The organism is Erwinia sp. V90_4, assembly GCF_029967685.1.
Taxonomy (GTDB): domain Bacteria; phylum Pseudomonadota; class Gammaproteobacteria; order Enterobacterales; family Enterobacteriaceae; genus Erwinia; species Erwinia aphidicola.
Genome location: NZ_JASCAQ010000054.1, coordinates 101,309 through 118,494, shown reverse-complemented (window position 1 = coordinate 118,494; position 17,186 = coordinate 101,309). Strand labels below are relative to the sequence as shown.

General features: G+C 58.3%; 11 protein-coding genes and 1 pseudogene. 6 read left to right on the top strand and 6 right to left on the bottom strand.

Annotated elements, in window-relative coordinates; translation table 11 throughout:
* Positions 1 to 21 precede the first annotated feature (21 nt).
* A pseudogene (locus tag QLG07_RS15555) lies at positions 22 to 375 on the top strand (hypothetical protein); the annotation flags it as partial.
* A 73-nt stretch (positions 376 to 448) separates the two neighbouring features.
* On the opposite strand, the gene mqo reads toward QLG07_RS15555, so the two are convergent.
* The gene (gene mqo / locus QLG07_RS15550; protein ID WP_187497255.1) at positions 449 to 2,101 is read right to left on the bottom strand and encodes a malate dehydrogenase (quinone); all 1,653 of its coding nucleotides are present in this window, start codon (positions 2,099 to 2,101) and stop codon (positions 449 to 451) included.
* A 590-nt stretch (positions 2,102 to 2,691) separates the two neighbouring features.
* On the opposite strand from mqo, the gene QLG07_RS15545 reads away from it, so the two are divergent.
* The 3 genes from QLG07_RS15545 to QLG07_RS15535 all read left to right on the top strand — a co-directional run bounded on the left by QLG07_RS15545 (position 2,692) and on the right by QLG07_RS15535 (position 4,002).
* Positions 2,692 to 2,889 carry a hypothetical protein gene (locus QLG07_RS15545; RefSeq protein WP_282469607.1) on the top strand — a complete coding sequence of 66 codons (198 nt, stop codon included), beginning with the start codon at positions 2,692 to 2,694 and terminating at the stop codon, positions 2,887 to 2,889.
* The gene (locus QLG07_RS15540; RefSeq protein WP_282469606.1) at positions 2,873 to 3,559 is read left to right on the top strand and encodes a hypothetical protein; all 687 of its coding nucleotides are present in this window, start codon (positions 2,873 to 2,875) and stop codon (positions 3,557 to 3,559) included. Before QLG07_RS15545 ends, QLG07_RS15540 begins: the two co-directional genes overlap by 17 nt.
* Positions 3,560 to 3,726: 167 nt before the next feature.
* Positions 3,727 to 4,002 carry a YdgH/BhsA/McbA-like domain containing protein gene (locus tag QLG07_RS15535; RefSeq protein ID WP_191149414.1) on the top strand — a complete coding sequence of 92 codons (276 nt, stop codon included), beginning with the start codon at positions 3,727 to 3,729 and terminating at the stop codon, positions 4,000 to 4,002.
* A 99-nt stretch (positions 4,003 to 4,101) separates the two neighbouring features.
* Here the strand turns inward: QLG07_RS15535 and ampC are convergent, their stop codons facing one another.
* Complete coding sequence (ampC, locus tag QLG07_RS15530; RefSeq protein WP_282469605.1) at positions 4,102 to 5,250, bottom strand: class C beta-lactamase; 1,149 nt, start codon at positions 5,248 to 5,250, stop codon at positions 4,102 to 4,104.
* A gap of 135 nt (positions 5,251 to 5,385) precedes the next feature.
* On the opposite strand from ampC, the gene ampR reads away from it, so the two are divergent.
* Entirely contained in the window at positions 5,386 to 6,309 is a 924-nt protein-coding gene (gene ampR / locus QLG07_RS15525) for a LysR family transcriptional regulator AmpR (protein WP_048914693.1), read from the top strand.
* A 159-nt stretch (positions 6,310 to 6,468) separates the two neighbouring features.
* On the opposite strand, the gene QLG07_RS15520 is transcribed toward ampR, so the two are convergent.
* Positions 6,469 to 7,269 carry an SDR family oxidoreductase gene (locus QLG07_RS15520; RefSeq protein WP_048914692.1) on the bottom strand — a complete coding sequence of 267 codons (801 nt, stop codon included), beginning with the start codon at positions 7,267 to 7,269 and terminating at the stop codon, positions 6,469 to 6,471.
* 96 nt (positions 7,270 to 7,365) lie between these two features.
* Here QLG07_RS15520 and QLG07_RS15515 point away from each other — a divergent pair, with 96 nt between their 5' ends.
* Complete coding sequence (locus QLG07_RS15515; protein ID WP_282469604.1) at positions 7,366 to 7,791, top strand: GFA family protein; 426 nt, start codon at positions 7,366 to 7,368, stop codon at positions 7,789 to 7,791.
* Here QLG07_RS15515 and QLG07_RS15510 read toward each other — a convergent pair.
* The 3 genes from QLG07_RS15510 to QLG07_RS15500 all read right to left on the bottom strand — a co-directional run bounded on the left by QLG07_RS15510 (position 7,758) and on the right by QLG07_RS15500 (position 16,925).
* Positions 7,758 to 16,352 (bottom strand): glucoamylase family protein, encoded by an 8,595-nt coding sequence (locus tag QLG07_RS15510; RefSeq protein WP_282469603.1) that lies wholly within the window; start codon positions 16,350 to 16,352, stop codon positions 7,758 to 7,760. The two genes, QLG07_RS15515 and QLG07_RS15510, sit on opposite strands and share 34 nt — an antisense overlap.
* Positions 16,353 to 16,475: 123 nt before the next feature.
* Positions 16,476 to 16,640: a YnfU family zinc-binding protein gene (locus QLG07_RS15505; protein WP_222941354.1), complete on the bottom strand. Its 165-nt coding sequence runs from the start codon at positions 16,638 to 16,640 to the stop codon at positions 16,476 to 16,478.
* 21 nt (positions 16,641 to 16,661) lie between these two features.
* The gene (locus QLG07_RS15500; protein WP_282469602.1) at positions 16,662 to 16,925 is read right to left on the bottom strand and encodes a hypothetical protein; all 264 of its coding nucleotides are present in this window, start codon (positions 16,923 to 16,925) and stop codon (positions 16,662 to 16,664) included.
* Between the last annotated feature and the right edge of the window lie 261 nt (positions 16,926 to 17,186).

Genomic DNA, 17,186 nt, shown 5'->3' with positions numbered 1-17,186 from the left:
GCCGAACCGGCTAAAGAAGAAAAGGTCACGGCGGCGCAGGGGACAGCAGCAGTAGCACCGTTCAGCAGCGGCCCAACGCAGATTGATGTTTCGCATATCGTCACCCGCGCGGATGATGGCTCCTCCATCACGCTGACCATCGATGGTACTGAAGCGGGCATTCTTAAGCGCGGCGAAAAGCGTGCGCTGTTTGTCGAGCCGGGCAAACACAAGGTGGGCGGCTACGTCCAGACGTTGTTCGGCTTAGGGCGCGTAACCATTCCGGCGGTGGAGATCACCACGGTACCGGGCAAAGTGAAACATGTGGCCTACTCGGTTACCCGAACCAAGCCTGCATTTGCTGAAGCGCCAGACACCACCAAAACCCCAGGCTGATATTACTCTCAGCGGAGTGAACAGCAAAAAAAAGGCCGATCCTCAGGATCGGCCTTTTTAGTTGGCGGGGAACTTACAGCGCCATATCGTGCTGCGGGTTCTCTGCGCGTTTCTCAGCGGGAGCAGCAGGGGCGTTCTGCTCGCCGTTCATGTTGATCACCGGCGGCTTCACCAGCTGCAGGGTGGCTGCGGTGTCATCCCACACTTGCTGGGTCAGCGGCGTGTTGCCGTTCAGCTGCTGGCCGTAGCTCGGCACGATAGTGCGGATTTTGCTCTGCCACTCAGGGGAGTTGAACTGCTCCGGGAACAGCTTTTTGATCACGTTGAGCGCGATAGGGGCCGCAGTAGACGCGCCCGGTGAAGCGCCCAGCAGGGCCGCGACGGTTTTCTGCTGATCGGTCACAATTTCCGTACCCAGCTTCAGCACGCCACCTTTATCGGCATCCTTCTTGATGATCTGCACGCGCTGACCTGCCTGGATCAGTTTCCAGTCCTCTTTACGCGCGTCCGGGTAGTACTCTTTCAGCGCGGCGAAGCGGTCGTCGTCATTCAGCATCACCTGACCAATCAGGTATTTCACCAGGTCAAAGTTATCCAGGCCGACGTGCGTCATTGGCATGAAGTTGCTGGTGGTGGTGGTGCCCAGCAGATCGAAGATCGAACCATTTTTCAGGAACTTGGTAGAGAAGGTGGCAAACGGCCCGAACAGCACCACGCGCTTACCGTCAAGGTAGCGGGCATCCAGGTGTGGAACGGACATCGGTGGTGCGCCCACTGAAGCCTGACCGTATACTTTTTCCTGATGCTGTTTAGTAATTTCCGGGTTTTCAGTGACCAGGAAGGAGCCGCCCACCGGGAAGCCTGCATAGTTATCCGCTTCCGGAATACCGGTTTTCTGCAGCAGCTTCAGCGCGCCGCCGCCGGCACCGATAAACACATATTTCGCATCGATGCTGTGCTCTTCACCGCTGTTAACGTCTTTAACCGTTACATGCCAGGAGTTGTCGGCATTGCGCTTAAATTCGGTAGCCTCGGTCGAGGTTTCAAGGGTGAAGTTTTTATCTTTCTTCAGGCTGCCGATCAGCTGACGGGTGATCTCGCCGTAGTTGACATCGGTACCCACCGGAGTCCAGGTGGCGGCCACTTTCTGCTGTGGGTCGCGACCGGCAATCACCAGCGGTGCCCACTGCTTGATCTGGTTCTGGTCGGTAGAGAACTTCATGCCCTGGAACAGGGTTGTCTGCTGCAGTGCCTGGTAGCGCTTGGTCAGATACTCCACGTTCTTATCACCCCAGACGAAGCTCATATGCGGCGTCGAGTTGATGAAAGAGTGCGGGTCGTTGAGCACGCCGCGTTTCACCTGAGCGGTCCAGAACTGGCGCGAGATCATAAACTGTTCGTTGATATCCAGCGCTTTGCTGACATCAATTGAACCATCAGCACGTTCCGGCGTGTAGTTCAGCTCCATGTTCGCAGAGTGGCCGGTCCCGGCGTTGTTCCAGCCGTTCGATGATTCGAGTGCGACACCATCCAGCTTCTCTACCATCAGCTGTTTCCAGCCTGGCTGAAGTTCCTGTAACCAGGTTCCTAAGGAAGCGCTCATGATACCGCCGCCAATCAACAGCACGTCGGTTTTCTGCGGAGCAGGGGTTTCAGCATGCAGTGCAGTAGATACCAGCAGAGCAGACAGAGAAAGCAGGGGAATTGTTTTTCTAAATTTAGACATAGCAGTGAGAGATATCTATATAGGTTTCAAAATTGAGGCGATATTTTAACGAACTTAGATGAAAAGTTAAGAATTATTTGCAGCTTTTAGTTTAAACACGATTAATAGGGTTAAATTTAACAATTCAATTATTCAGCTCAATTTTAAAAAGCGTTAATTATCAATGCTATGTCTCGATTTTAAATAGGCATGCTATCGTGATTGCTATCTGCAGGCTTTAGCTGAACGGATGGTTACTCTAATTACATAACGCTGACTATAATTAATAAACCATGCCACTTTTATAATTAAGTCATTAATTGGTCGACTCATTATCCGGTTGAGAAAATCGCTTCAGTCAGCATAATTATCATTAAGTGCCATATCCCGGCATTTAATTTCCTCCGGCCAGACCCGGTGTCGCGATTTTCCCGCCGCCGTTTGATGCCGAAGGTGTTTATAATTTGAGTTAACTCAGTAGGGTTACTCACGATAAATTTCACTGGGTCAGGGTTAAGCGTAGAAACAGCGAAATTTTTTTTAAAAATTTCCGAATAAAAAGTCGCGATGGCGCGTTAACCGATCAACATCCACAAACGGAAACCTACTGTATGTCTGCCATTGCCACTTCCCGCGCGCGTCAGCGCTATGATGCTTTCACCCTGACGCTGCACTGGCTGACCGCTGCCAGCGTGATCTTCCTGTTAGTTTCTTCGGCCTGTTTGATATTCCGGGGTGGATTACCGTCGATCCCGCGCTGCGCCGTATGCTGCCTCAAGCTGCCCGGAGGGCGTGAAAATTACCCATAGTGAAGTCCGGCAACAGCTGGCCGCCCATCTGTCGCGCCTGTGGCGTTACGGTATGGTGCTGTCGCGCAATCGCGACGTCGCCGAGGAGCTGGTGCAGTCCACCTGCGTGCGGGCGCCGCCCGCGCCTGCGCAGCACAGGGGACAGGTCAGCCGCCGCGCGCTGATCGCCGCCTCACTCAGCTTTCTGTTTATCGGTTCCGGTATCGGTTATTTCGCCCGTCCGGAGAGCGCCTCGCGCCGCGAAAGCGGCAGGATCCGCGACCTCGAAGCGCAATATATGTCGTTGTACAGCACTCAGACGCTGGCGGATGTCGATAATTCGCCGCCGGTGATTGCGCGCTCGCTGGAGAGAACCGCCCGCGAGATGGGCCTACGGCTCAGCGCACAGCAGCTGGCGTTACCCGATGCTGAGCTAAAAAGCATACGCCTGCTGCGCTATGACGACGCTTCAATCGCGCAGATCGTCTGGGATCGCGCCAGCGAGGGTCCGATGGCGCTGTGTATTTCCCGCGAGCAGCATCAAAATCTCACCCCGGTGCAGGATGAAAAGCGCCACGGTATGAGTCTCGCCTGGTGGCATGCCCGGGGTTACCAGTATGTCCTGATAGGCCGCAGCCCGACGCAGCAGATGCAGCAGCGGGCAGGGCAGCAGCGGCAGAGTCTCTCGTAGCGGTCAGGCATGCCTGACCCGACGTGTAGAGTGGGTAGCAATCCCTGGATAATGCCAACCTTATTGCTTTCCGCCTGCCGTGAACTACGCTTTTCAGGTAGGACACGGCTGCGCTTGTTAGCCGACTAATTAAAAACATAATATTCGATAACTCTGAGGATTTAACCATGATGCTTAAGACTAAGCTGGCTACTGCTGCGGTACTGTTATTCTCACTTAATGCTTATTCAGCGGAGCTGATGACGAAAGTCGACTTCGACAAAGTTTCTCTTCAGTATGAAAAAGTGGGGGATATCTCTGTTGCGGATGAATCTTCCACAATTGATGCAAGAGAGGCACTCAAGGCAGAAGCGGAAAAACTGGGGGCGGATATTTACGTCATTACCTCTGCCAATGAGAAAAAGAAAGTGCGTGCTACTGCAGTCGCTTACAAGAAAAAATAATCGGTCATGTCGGGGTCGACCTTTTTTTTCGGTCGACCCTCCACCTTTTTTCCGGTCGACCCGCTATTGACGATGATGCTCAAGGCATATAAAACTCTGTTAATGCTGCGTCAGAGTCTGGATTATCTTATTCGCCGCTTCCACTCTTGCCGGGTTCGGATAACTTTTATTTGCCAGCATCACAATCCCGACTTTCTGCTGCGGAATAAAGGCAATATAGCTGCCGAAGCCGTTGGTGCTGCCGGTTTTATGCACCCAGGATTGCGCTTCAGCCTTTCCGGCTGGCGTTAACACCTCAACGGCGTGCGGCTTGAGCGCCACCCCATTGTCGCTGGCAGCAATCACTTCTTTGGCATCCACCGGCCAGTGATAGATTTCCCACCCTAAGCCCTGATACCCGTCGCCCACGCGCAGATAGCGCGCCTGGCTGGTGAGGATTGCCTGCTTCACGGCGGGCGTGCTGTCCGGGTCGATATTCGCCTGCAGATATTTCGCCATATCCTGCACGCTGGTTTTCACTCCGTAGGCTTCCGCATCCAGCATGCCCGCTGAAACGCGCACCGGCTTACCGTCGCGATATCCCCACGCGTAATTTTTCTGCTGCGCCGCAGGCACATCAATATAGGTGTGCGTCATCTTTAGCGGTTGCAGCACGTTGCTGTGCAGATAGTCGGTAAAGCTCAGCCCGCTGTTTTTCACCGCCAGTAAACCAAACAGCCCGATGCTGGCGTTGGAGTAGCTGCGCATCGTGCCGGGCTGCCATTCAGGCTGCCACTGCTGATAGTAGTGCCACAGCGCCTGCTGGTCGCTCACCGCATCCGGCACCTGCAGCGGCAGCCCGCCTGCGGTGTAGGTGGCGAGGTTTAGCATAGTGATGTGCTGCCACTGCGGCGTGTTGAGCTGCGGCGCGTACTTCACCGCCGGGTCGGTGAGCTTCACCAGACCGCTGTTAATCGCTGCGCCTGCGGCGATACCGGTAAAGGTCTTGCTGACGGAACCCAGCTCGAACAGGGTATCCGCGGTGACCGGGCGCTTGGCCTCGATGTCGGCTTCGCCGTAGCTGTAGAGATGGCTTTTGCCCTGATACACCACGGCGACGGCCATGCCGGGGATCGCCTGCTGGGCCATTAAGGGTTTGATGGTGTCATTGACGATCTGGTCGAGCTGCGCGTTATTCAGCGGGGCCGCTAACAGCGAAAAGCTGGAAAGGGTGCCAGCAATCAAGATCGGGAGAAGGTTTTTTTTCATGCTTAATAGTTCCATAGGCTGATTGATGCAAACAGTGTTGCTCCTTGTGACCTGGAATAGTCTGAAGAGATTGCACGGATCTGACAAACGATTATATTTAGCATCTGACAATAGAAAATCTTACACGAGAGCACCATGAGCCGCAGTTATCTGCCGTTAAATTCGCTGCGTGCCTTTGAAGCCGCGGCCAGACAGTTAAGTTTTACTAAGGCGGCTATCGAACTCAATGTGACCCATGCCGCCATCAGCCAGCAGGTTAAAGCGCTGGAGCAGCATCTGAACTGCCAGCTATTTATCCGCATCTCGCGCGGGCTGGTGCTAACGCCAGAAGGGGAGATCCTGCTGCCCACGCTGAGTGACGCCTTCGATCGCATCGCCGATTCGCTGGACCGTTTTTCTGCCGGCCGCGTCAGGGAGAAGGTGAAAGTTGGCGTGGTCGGAACCTTTGCCACCGGCTATCTGTTGCCGCGGCTGGCGGCATTTCGCCTGCGCTATCCGCATATCGATCTGCTGCTCTCCACCCACAACAATCGCGTCGACAGCGTGGCTGAGGGGCTGGATTACGCCATCCGCTACGGCAACGGCGCCTGGCACGGTACGGAGTCACAGTTTCTGTGCGATGCCCCGCTGGCGCCGCTGTGCACGCCGGAGCTGGCGCAGCAGATCCAGCAGCCTGCCGATTTGAACACCTTTACGCTGCTGCGATCCTTCCGCCGCGATGAGTGGACAACGTGGTTTGCGGCAGTGGGGGAGCCGGCGCCTTCGCCCGCGCAGCATATTATGGTGTTTGATTCGTCGGTGAATATGCTGGAGGCGGCACAGGCCGGGGCGGGCATTGCGCTGGCGCCGCCGGTGATGTTCAGCCATCTGCTGCAAAGTGGTAAAATCGTGCAGCCATTTGCCACCACTATCAGCTTAGGGGGTTACTGGCTGACGCGGCTGCAGTCGCGCCCGGAAAGCGCGGGGATGCGTGATTTTGCTGACTGGCTGCTGGGGGAAGCGGGTGCGCCCGGTCATCCCGGGCCGACCAGAAAAGCGGTCGGCCCCTACAACAGATGATGCGCCATTCATTCGTGATGATGCCCCGGTTCTTCCTGTAGGGGCCGACCCTTTTTTTCGGTCGGCCCGAAGTCCCTTGATGATGCGCCATTCATTCCTAATGGTGCCCCGGTACTTCCTGTAGGGGCCGACCCTTTTTTTCGGTCGGCCCGGAACCCATCACCCGTTATCCTGAAAACCCGGATAAAGCGTCATGCCGCCATCGACAAACAGCGTGGTGCCGTGCACGTAATCGGACAGATCGCTGGCCAGCCAGACGACCGCGTTGCCAATATCCCGCGCTTCGCCAATGCGGCCATAGGGGATCAGCTCCAGCAGCTTGCGCCCCGCGTCACCCTCGGTGCTCTCTTTGTTGATCGCGGTGGCGATGGCGCCGGGCGCGATGGAATTGACGCGTATACGCTCGGCGCCAATCTCCTGGGCAAGCGAGCGCATCAGCAGGTCGACACCGCCTTTGGAGGCCGCATAGTTCACATGCCCGGCCCACGGGATCACCTGGTGTACCGAGCTCATATGGATAATTTTCCCCAGCGCGCGGCTGACCTCCGGCCGCGCACCCTGCTGGCGAAACTGGCGCAGCGCCGCACGGGCGCAGAGGAACTGCCCGGTCAGGTTGACATCCAGCACTTTGTTCCAGTCGGCCAGCGACATCTCGCCAATCGGCGCGTCTTTTTGCAGCCCGGAGTTCGCCACCAGAATATCCAGCGCGCCAAAAGCGTCGATGGTGCGGGCAAACAGATTGTCGACGTCGTCCTCTTTTGACACATCGCCGCCGACGGCAATGGCTTTGCCGCCTTGCTGACAAATTTTTGCCGCCAGCTCTTCAGCGGGCTGCGCCTGGCTGTTGTAATTGATCACCACGCTGGCCCCGGCTTCCGCCAGCGCCTCTGCGCAGGCATAGCCAATTCCTGAACTGGCGCCCGTCACCAGCGCAACCTGATTTTTTAATGAAATCATCATAACTTTGACCTTCTTGTCGTGAACACGGGTGTCCTATAGTCTTGTTGAGGATCATGAACTCAGCAAATCATGCGGCAATTTTATCAGGAGAGAGCTATGCCAGAGATTAAGTCTGCCCAGTGCCACTGCGGGGCGGTCACCTTTAACGTCACGCTGCTGGACGGCTTCAACACCGTGCGCCGCTGCAACTGTTCTTTTTGCCGCATGCGCGGCGCGGTGGTGGCGTTTGCCAGTGAAATTAACATCACCCAGGGCGAGGATAAGCTGACCGAGTACCGCTTCAACAGCAAATCGGTGGCACACTATTTCTGCTCCGTCTGTGGGATTTACACCTTTCATCAGCCCCGCTCTAATCCGCAGCAGCGTGCCGTCAACGTGGCCTGCATCGACGGCATCTCGCCGTTTGATTTCTCGCCGCTGAACGTTACGGATGGTATCCATCATCCGAAAGATGGCGGCAAAGGCGGCGTGGCGGGAACGCTGAGCTATCAGCCTTCTGCCGATGAGTGCGCGCCTGACTGAATATCCACGCGGTGTTCGCGCCCGTCATCGATCAGCTCAATATCGCCGTACGGCTGCGGCGTGCCGTCCAGGCTCAGTGAAGACTCCCCGTCGCAGCGCCGCACGGTGATGCGGTAGTGGCTGCTGCCGTGCTGATAGGCGATCATCACTTCAGGCCAGGCGGCGGGCAGCAGCGGCCTGATGCTCAACTTATCGCCCTCACGGGTTATCCCCAGCAGCGATTCGGTCAGCAGGCGGTACGCCCAGCCCGCCGAACCGGTGTACCAGCTCCAGCCGCCGCGCCCGTTGTGCGGCGCCACGCTGTAGACGTCGGCGGCCATCACGTAAGGCTCGACCTTATAGCGCGCGACTGCGTCAGCATTCAGGCTGTGATTTACCGGGTTAATCATCGACCACAGCTGCCAGGCGCGCTCGCTGTTGCCCATCTGCGCAAAGGCCATCACCGCCCAGATAGCGCCGTGCGTATACTGCCCACCATTTTCCCGCACCCCCGGGACGTAGCCCTGAATATAGCCGGGGTTAGGGCCGAGACCGTCGAACGGCGGAGTGAGCAGTTTGATTAAGCCGTTATCGCCATCGACCAGCAGCTCATCCAGGGAGCGCATCGCCTGAGCACAGCGATCCGCGCTGCCTGCGCCCGACAGCACCGCCCAGCTCTGGGCTATAGCATCAATCTGGCAGGCGGGAGAGAGCTGGGAGCCGAGGGGCGCACCGTTATCAAAATAGCCGCGGCGATACCACTTGCCATCCCAGCCCGACGCGTGGAGATTTTTTTGCAGCAGGTCGGCCTGCTCGCGGCACAGCAGCGCCACGTCGGGCTGCTGTATCCGATCCGCCAGCGCGGCGAAGCGCTGTAGCACCGTGAACAGGAAGAAGCCGAGCCAGACGCTTTCGCCTTTGCCCTCAATACCGACCAGATTCATGCCGTCATTCCAGTCGCCCGCGCCCATCAGCGGCAGGCCGTGCGGACCGAAGCGCAGCCCGTGGCGAATTGCCTTCACGCCGTGCTGCCACAGCGTCTCCTCCAGCGGGGTGATGGTCGGCTGCTGGTAAACTGACTCCTCTTCCGGCCGCAGCGGGCGCGATTCGATATAGCTGACGGGCTGTTGCAGCAGCGCGCTGTCGCCCGTCACGCTCACGTAGTGGCACATGGCCAGCGGCAGCCAGAGATAATCATCAGAGCAGCGGGTACGCACCCCGTTGCCCAGCGGCGGGTGCCACCAGTGCTGCACATCGCCCGCCAGATACTGGCGTGAGGCGCACAGCACGATCTGCTGGCGCAGCCGCTCCGGCGCCGCATGCGCCAGCGCCAGCGTGTCCTGCAGCTGGTCGCGGAAGCCGTAAGCGCCGCCCGACTGGTAGTAGCCGCTGCGCGCCATGATGCGGCTGGAGAGGGTTTGGTACAGCAGCCAGCCGTTGACCAGCAGATCCACCGACGGGTCGGGGGTGGTCACGGTGATTTTGTCGAGCAGGCGGTGCCAGTGCTGATGGACGATTTCCAGCTCGTGCCGTGCCGCGCCTTCACTGATAAAGCGCGCAATCAGCCCTTCGGCCTCTGCCGGGGTTTGCCCGGTGCCGAGAACAAAAATAAAGGTGCGCTGGTCGCCATCAATCAGCGTGGTCGCTGACTGCACGGCCGCGCAGGGATCTAACCCCACGCCGGTGGTGCCCGACAGCATGTGCTGGGTCAGCGCCGCCGGGGCACGCTGCGTGCCATTACGGCCAAGAAAGGCACGCCGGTCGCCGGTCAGGGAGCAGTGGACGCCGCTGACGGCAAAGAAGGACGTGCGCTCCGAGCCGTTACTGCCGTAGAAGTTGGTGGCCAGCACGCCGCACCCGGCGGCAACGCCAGCGGGCTGCGTCATGATATGCATCGCCGATTTGCTGCGCGTCTCGCCCAGCGTCCATTCTACGTAGCCGGTGGCGGAAATTTTGCGGATCCGCCCTGAGTTATTGCTCACCGTGAGGATAGCCAGCTTGACCGGCGCATCAACGGCGACCAGTACGGTCAGCTCGCTGTCCAGCCCGGTTTCGCGGTGGTGAAATACGCTGTAGCCGAAACCATGGCGGCTCAGGTACAGCCCCTGGCCCCTGGCGGGTAGCGCCGTGGGTGACCAGAAGTGGCCGCTCTCTTCATCACGCAGATAGAAGGCTTCACCTGAACGGTCGCTGACCGGGTCATTTTCCCACGGCGTCAGGCGATATTCGTGTGCGTTCTCGAACCAGCTGTAGGCCTGCCCGGCCTCTGAAATTACCGAGCCGAAAGTGTCATTGGCGATCACGTTGGACCATGGCGCAGGGGTCGGGTCCTGCTCATCAAGCAATATCTGGTATTCACGGCCATCAGGGGAGAAGCCTCCGCGCCCGTTGAAGAACAGCAAGTCATCCGTTTCAGGTTGCCACTGCAGGTGCTGATTAGCAGGCAGATCCATCTGGATAACCAGCGGCTGCGCGGCCGCCGTCACGGGCTGCATGCGCAATTTAAGCTGTTCTTTCAGCCCACCGGCGCGATCGTCGATGACGACCCGCGCCACGCTGAGCAGCAGCAGGCGGTCCTCAGGGGAGAGATGCTGGCCGTCGCGCACAAAAATGCCCCCTGACTTATCAATCAGGCTGGCTTCGGCGCCCGCGGCAACCAGGCTCATTATCTGGTTTTGCAACAGCTGCTGATAGCCGCCGGGGCCGTCATTGAGGATCACCAAATCCATCGACAGACCTTTCATGCGCAGATATTGATGCGCCTGCACAAAGGTAGTGATCAGCGGCGTGTTTTCCGCGCGGGTGACGCTCAGGATCACAATCGGCAGATCGCCCGAAATTGCCCAGCCCCACAGACCGCTTTGCCCACGACGGTTGCGGCTGAGGATCTCCGCCCCGGCGCGTAGCTCGGGGCTGGGGAACAGCACGGCACTGGCGAGGCGGTTAAACAGTTTGGCGTCATCTTCGTTGGCGTTGATCTGCCGCAGCGCAATCTGGCTGTGCGACCAGGCCAGTTCAAAGACCCGATCGGCAATCGGCTGGTCGCGGTACTTTTCCAGCAGTTGAATACTGAGGGCGCGGCTTTCCGTCACCCCATAAACAATGTCTACCGTTACCGACTGGCCCGGCAGCAGGGTAACAGGCTGGCGCACCGCCATGATCGGGTCGAGCACCGCGCCCGCCGAGTTGCTGAGCGGCCCGCTATAATGGGACATTGCCGCATTGCCGGTATCGTTGCCGCGGCCAAGGAAGATGGCGCGGTCAGTTTCGAAGGAGGCGGTTTGCTGTGTTCTGCCATGCACCACCATCATATGAAACAGACAGGGGGTGACTTCATCCGGGGATCTGGGCCGGCGCTGGCAGAGAATGGCTTCATCCTCCGTGAGCAGTTCCGTCTGCACAAAAAGGTTACTGAAGGCCGGATGTGCCCGATCGCTGGCGGCCGGGGCCAGCACCACTTCTGCATAGGTGGTCAGCTCCACGCTGCGCGCCTTGCGGCCGCGATTGAGCAGCGTGACGCGGCGCAGTTCGATATCGTCTTCCGGCGAAACCACGATCTGGGTTTTGATCTCCAGCGTGCCCTGAGTACGGGTGAAGACCACACCCGCGTCGGTAAACGATGCCCGGTAGCGATCGGCTGGCGCGCCCAGCGGCTGCCAGGTGGTGTTCCACAGCTCACCGCTCTCCACATCGCGAATATAGCAGCACGGCCCCGAGTTATCGCAGGTGCTGTCGCTGTGCCAGCGGGTCAGCGCCAGATCGCGCCAGCGGCTGTAGCCACCGCCGGCCTGCGTCAGCATCAGGTGATAGTGAGCATTCGACAGCAGCTGGACCTCCGGCAGCGGGCTGTTAACATCATTGAATTCTCGCGGCAGATAGTGAACCGGCAGTAATGCTCCTGCCTGGGCCTCAAAATGACGGCGCGGGCTGTACAGCTCAACGGCATCCGGCACCCGTTCCTGCAGCAGCAGGCGGCCGGACTGGAATGCGGCAACCGACATAAAGCGATCGGTCATGGGCGCGTTGTGCAGCAGGTGGGAGATCGCCTGAAAAGCCATCCCCTGGTGATGCGCCATCCATGAACGCACCACGGCAAAGCGCTGGCCGCTGGCCTGGCGCGAAGGGGTGAAATCCAGCGCCTCATAGAAACCGTATTCGCCGCGCGCGCCGCTTTTAGCCAGCAGCGCCAGATTCTCACAGGCTTTTTGCGGTGACACCATCAGCGCCAGGAAGGTGGCATACGGGGCGATAACCATATCCTCCGCCAGCCCGCGCTTCAGCCCCAAACCGGGCACGCCAAAAGCGTGATACTGATAGTTTTGCGCCACGTCAAAGGCATAATATCCCGACTCAGAGATCCCCCAGGGCACCCCGCGCTTTTTCCCCCAGTCTATCTGTCCGTTCACCGCCGACAGGCTCATGGCGGCCAGCAGGCTGCCGGGGTAGATTGGCATCACCAGATTGGGCATCAGATATTCAAACATCGACCCGCTCCAGGACATCAGCGCGGTATTGTTATCGATAGTGGTGAACAGGCGGCCCAGCGCATACCAGCTTTTCAACGGCAGCTGGTTAGTGGCAATCGTCAGGAAGGTAGTCAGGCGGATCTCAGAGGGAAACAGGTCGTAATGGCTGTGGTCCAGCGTGCTGTTATCGCAGTGATAGCCCACGCTCAGCTGATGGTTAACGTCACTGTACAGGAAGACAAAGTCCATTCTGGCGTGCGCGTTCAGCCGCAGTTCCAGCTCGCTGATGATGGCGAGCTGCATGCGGGCCTGGACAATGGCCGAAAGGGGGGGAGAATCGGGCTGCAATGTATCAGCCTGGGAAAGCCACGCCAGCGAAGGCAGCCTGGCCGCACGCCAGTCGGGCGGCAGCCAGCCGAGCAGCGATGACCAGACCTGGCAGAATCGCGTCAGCTGCGCGTGCAGCAGCCGCGTCCAGCGGCTGACCTCACTGTTCTCCTGCTGGCTCATTCCCTCAAGGCGAGCGCTCAGTTTGCGCATCTTCTTCAGCTCATCCTGTAACAGCGCCGGGGAGAGCTGCGCGGCGTCAACAAGATGCTTTTGCAGCAGCCGCAGCGTGGTGGGGGCATGAGCCCCCCAGCAGGTTTCCAGAATAGCCAGGGTATCTTTAAGCCCCGCCAGCATCTGGCCGATATCGATGATCGGCTGATGGCGCAGCTGACCTAAGCCCGCGCTGAGCGTTAACAGGTGACCGGCCATATTGCCGCTGTCGACGCTGGAGACATAGCGCGGGTTAAGCGGCAGCAGCGTCAGGGTGTCGTACCAGTTGAACAGGTGACCGCGGTAGTGCTCCATTTTATCCAGGGTGTCCAGCGTCAGGGTGACGCGCCGCAGCACTTCGGTGCCGGGGATATAGCCGAAATCCATTGCGGTCAGATTAGCCATCAGCGACAGGCCGATATTGGTCGGCGAGGTGCGGTGGGCAATCATGGCGTGGGGCTGCTCCTGATAATTGTCCGGCGGCAGCCAGTTGTCGTCTGCGCAGGTAAATGTTTCGAAAAAGGCCCAAATTTCGCGGCTGCTCTGGCGCAGCAGCATTTGATGGTCGCTGCTCAGCGCGGGGGCAGAAAGTTCCGCAGGTCGGCTTAGCCAGCAGAGCAGCAGCGGGGCCAGGCACCACAGTAATCCGACGGGCAGGGCGAGGCTCAGCAGGGCGGGCGCCTGCAATGCGCTTAACGGAATCAATAGCAGGCCAGCCACCACGTTCAGCCACATGCTGCGGTAAAACGCCAGTGGGGAAGCCGGGTTGCCGACAGCCGAATGGTCGGCGCTGACCCACTGATTGAGGTTGCGCCGGGTAATTGCCAGCCGCCAGAGGGTGAGCGCAATGGCATGCAGGGAGTAGCCTGCCTCATGCGGCAGCGTGGTGAAGTTCAGCCCGATGCGCAGCAGCCGTAGCCAGGTCCCCTTCAGGACAGCCGACACGCGGCTCAACAGAGGGCGGTTGCTCATCACCAGGTCCAGCACCACGGCCAGCACAGTGGGCAACAGCAGCACGATAGCCAGCACCGCAAGCCAGTACAGGGGGTTAGGTACCAGCAGGAAAGCGCAAAACAGCAGCGTAAGAAATGCCGGAGCTGCCAGGCTGCGGCGGAGATTATCGAATAACTTCCAGCGTGACAGGGTGGTGAGAGGGTTAGGCTCGCGCGAGCCATCGGCCCGGGTCACGCGCAGCTTCAACCAGTTGAGGAGCTGCCAGTCGCCGCGGATCCAGCGCGTGCGCCTGGCGACATCCGTCAGGTAGTTGACCGGGTACTGCTCATACAGCAGCACCTCGCTCAGCAAGCCGGAGCGGGCGTAGCACCCCTCCAGCAGGTCATGGCTCAGCACCAGATTTTCCGGGCCAATGTTGCAGGTTGCCTGCGCGAAAACATCCACATCATAGATCCCTTTACCGACAAACGTCCCTTCGCCAAACAGATCCTGATAAATATCCGAGGACATCATCGAGTAGGGATCGTTGCCCGGTACGCTGCTGCAGATCGCCGCGTAGCGCCCCTGACCGTGGCGCGGCATCTCTTCCGCCAGCCCCGGCTGTAAAATGCCATAGCCTTTCACCACCCGGCGTTGCTGCGCATCGTAAACCGGATGGTTGAGCGGGTGGGCCATGGTCGCGACCAGCTTGTGTGCGGTGTCGCGCGGCAGCACCGTATCGCTGTCCAGCGTGATGACATATTTGATCGGCGCGGGTAGCGCTTTTTCATTGCCGGTAATAGAGGCGAACTGCGTGCCGGGCTGCCGCAGCCAGCTGTTAAGCATCGCCAGCTTGCCGCGTTTGCGTTCATAGCCCATCCAGACGCCCTGCTGGGGGTTCCACGTGGGGGAGCGGTGCAGCAGGTAGAAAAGGGGCGTTTCACGCGCGTAGCGGCGGTTAAGATTTTGTAGCTGTGCGCTAGCCCACTGCAGCAAAGCGTCATTCTCCGGCGTACTTTCAGACGGGGAATCGTGAAAATCGCTGAGCAGCGCAAAATAGAGGTTGGCGCTGGGATTACCGAGATAGCAGACCTCAAGGCTGCTGAGCAGCGCGTCAATCGATTTACGGCTGCTCAGCAGGCAGGGAATGGCTATCAGCGTACTGGCGGCAGGCGGGATGCCGCTGGCGTAGTCCATACGCGGCAGTGGCATCGGGGTGCGAAAACGCGTGGTCATTTCGCCCAGCAGCTGCAGCACCAGCTGGCTGATTACCAGCGCCAGCGGCAGAGCCAGCAGCCATAGCGTCCAGCTCATTCCGTGCTGGGCAGTGCGCTGCAGCACCGCGGCGCTAACGGCCATGGTCAGCAGGCTGAGGCTACCGAGCCAGGAGAGCAGCGGCACCTGATTGAACCGATGGCGCAGCTGGGTGACTCCGCTGGTGTTGGCCGTCAGCACTTTTTCCAGCATCTGGCGTTCTTCGCCTATCAGATAGTGACCAATATGCTGCGGTGGCGAAGCGCCGCTGGCCGCCTGCGACAGCGCCAGCACCTGACGCGTGACGTCCAGCTCGCTGAAACGGCTGTTGCGCGCCAGCCGCTCAATCACATGGCGGTAATGGTCGCGGGTATCAAAATGCATCTGGGGATAAATCGCGGCGGGATCCTGCCTGAGCAGCTGCTCCACCAGGCTGGCAGACTCGCAAAAATCTGCCCAGTCGGTTTCGCTCAGCAGGCGCAAACCGGCAATGCTGTTGCTGACCGAAAGCTGGCTGGTGGCCAGCTGCTGGTTGAAGCGGTTGATCATGACATCGGTTGTCATGCCACTTTCGGCCAGGCTCTGCTCGGCCCAGGTCAGCGGCAGCGCCAGTAAACTGCCGCGCCCCTGCAGCCTGCGCACCAGCTCGGCGACGAAAGCACTGCTCAACGGCGGGCGCGAGCGGGCCATATCGGCGATCACCAGCACCAGGTCAGCGGGGGTGGCCTCGGCGCAGGCAATCAGTTTATTCACCCACGAGTCTGCCAGGTTGCGCTCTTTTTGTGCCTGAGCGACCTCGCTGCTGATGCGGCGCAGGTTCTCAATCAGCGCCAGGCGCAGCATACCGGGTAGCGCCCACAGCTCGCCCAGCGTCAGCGGCGTAACCCGCTGATAGGCCATAATATAGCCGGTTAAGCTGCCGACATCCCAGCGCCCGTCACCGTGAGCAATCGCTTCGGCGGCGATATCATAGATCCTGGGGCAGGAGTGCGGAGCTGAGAGCACGGGCAACCCTTTACCAAAATTCTTGGGTAAATGGTGGCGCACCATGCGGATCTGCTCCTCAATCAGATAGTAGTTATCCAGCAGCCATTCGCCCGCCGGGGCCATGCTGGCCTTCTCTGCGTCATTGAGTAAAAAGCAGTTGTGGGTAATCACCGCCTCGTTATTGCCCAGTCGTTTGAGCAAATAGTACGGCTGAGTTTTTGGTGACAATCGGTGTGAGCGGGCGAGCTTTTGCCCGTAAAGCTCCATTTGCAGCGCAGAAAAAATTTCCGCCTTCAGGGGAGGGTCATTGGCAGGGGAGACGTCTGCCTGCAAGGGTTTATTTGATCTGCTGGCTAGGTTCGCAAACACGTTTGTCAGCCACGATTTAAAATTTATTTTCATAATTTTGCTCTTCAGGCGAAACAGACGCAGGGGAGCAGTGGTGAAAGAGGTAGAGAAACGTTTTTTGAAATGGGACGACGTTATAGTTTCAGCAGCTGCCGCAGCGAGAGGAGTCGTTAAGAATTAATGGGGTACGACAAAAAGCGATTTACAGGAGGGGCAGAGTAAGGTTTGATTCTGCCTGATTTTACTCGCCGCATGGGACGACTTATGCCCGCAAATGGGACAAATCGCTGTGGTGGTCGTGGCTTTATTTATGCGTTTCAACGCATCATCTAAAAAAGACATGGAATTGTTCCTCCGTCGCGTTTATTTTCTGATGTTCAGAATGCTCTTTAATGACTTTCTATACTCTTTAGTCCAGACGTTATAAATGTCAGTTAGCGATTCCAGATCGGTTCCTGCCGCCACATGGCGAATAAACAGTCTTGCCTCGCTCTCATTGCGATCGTAGACATAAAGGTTGGCCCATGAATCCACCATCCCTTTTTTACCATCGACGACAATCTTAGCGTGGTCGAAATTAATCAATGGCCATTGTGCTAACTGCGAGAAAAAATGTTTCTTTTCCATAAGCCACCGTTAATTATGTAGATATTAAGAAAGGAACAGGAAAGGTTATTTATTGTGCATAGCGACTATATACCTAACCATTGACACTGTCCTGCGTGGGGTCACCAGTTTACTAATAACCTCTGCAGACGAGGTAGATTCTGTCATTACCTCGTTTTAACCATGCTAAAGCTGCGGATTCAGCACAACTGCGAGGCCATAACCTGGCTGCCGTGCAAAATTCCAATCGGTTGATACACTTACAGGAAACGAACCGGGAGG

What these genes read in the sequence shown, in the direction of transcription:
- mqo (WP_187497255.1), bottom strand. Translation starts at nt 2,101, where the DNA reads ATGTCTAAATTTAGAAAAACAATTCCCCTGCTTTCTCTGTCTGCTCTG.
- QLG07_RS15545 (WP_282469607.1), top strand. Translation starts at nt 2,692, where the DNA reads ATGTCTGCCATTGCCACTTCCCGCGCGCGTCAGCGCTATGATGCTTTC.
- QLG07_RS15535 (WP_191149414.1), top strand. Translation starts at nt 3,727, where the DNA reads ATGATGCTTAAGACTAAGCTGGCTACTGCTGCGGTACTGTTATTCTCA.
- ampC (WP_282469605.1), bottom strand. Translation starts at nt 5,250, where the DNA reads ATGAAAAAAAACCTTCTCCCGATCTTGATTGCTGGCACCCTTTCCAGC.
- ampR (WP_048914693.1), top strand. Translation starts at nt 5,386, where the DNA reads ATGAGCCGCAGTTATCTGCCGTTAAATTCGCTGCGTGCCTTTGAAGCC.
- QLG07_RS15520 (WP_048914692.1), bottom strand. Translation starts at nt 7,269, where the DNA reads ATGATGATTTCATTAAAAAATCAGGTTGCGCTGGTGACGGGCGCCAGT.
- QLG07_RS15515 (WP_282469604.1), top strand. Translation starts at nt 7,366, where the DNA reads ATGCCAGAGATTAAGTCTGCCCAGTGCCACTGCGGGGCGGTCACCTTT.
- QLG07_RS15510 (WP_282469603.1), bottom strand. Translation starts at nt 16,352, where the DNA reads ATGAAAATAAATTTTAAATCGTGGCTGACAAACGTGTTTGCGAACCTA.
- QLG07_RS15505 (WP_222941354.1), bottom strand. Translation starts at nt 16,640, where the DNA reads ATGTCTTTTTTAGATGATGCGTTGAAACGCATAAATAAAGCCACGACC.
- QLG07_RS15500 (WP_282469602.1), bottom strand. Translation starts at nt 16,925, where the DNA reads ATGGAAAAGAAACATTTTTTCTCGCAGTTAGCACAATGGCCATTGATT.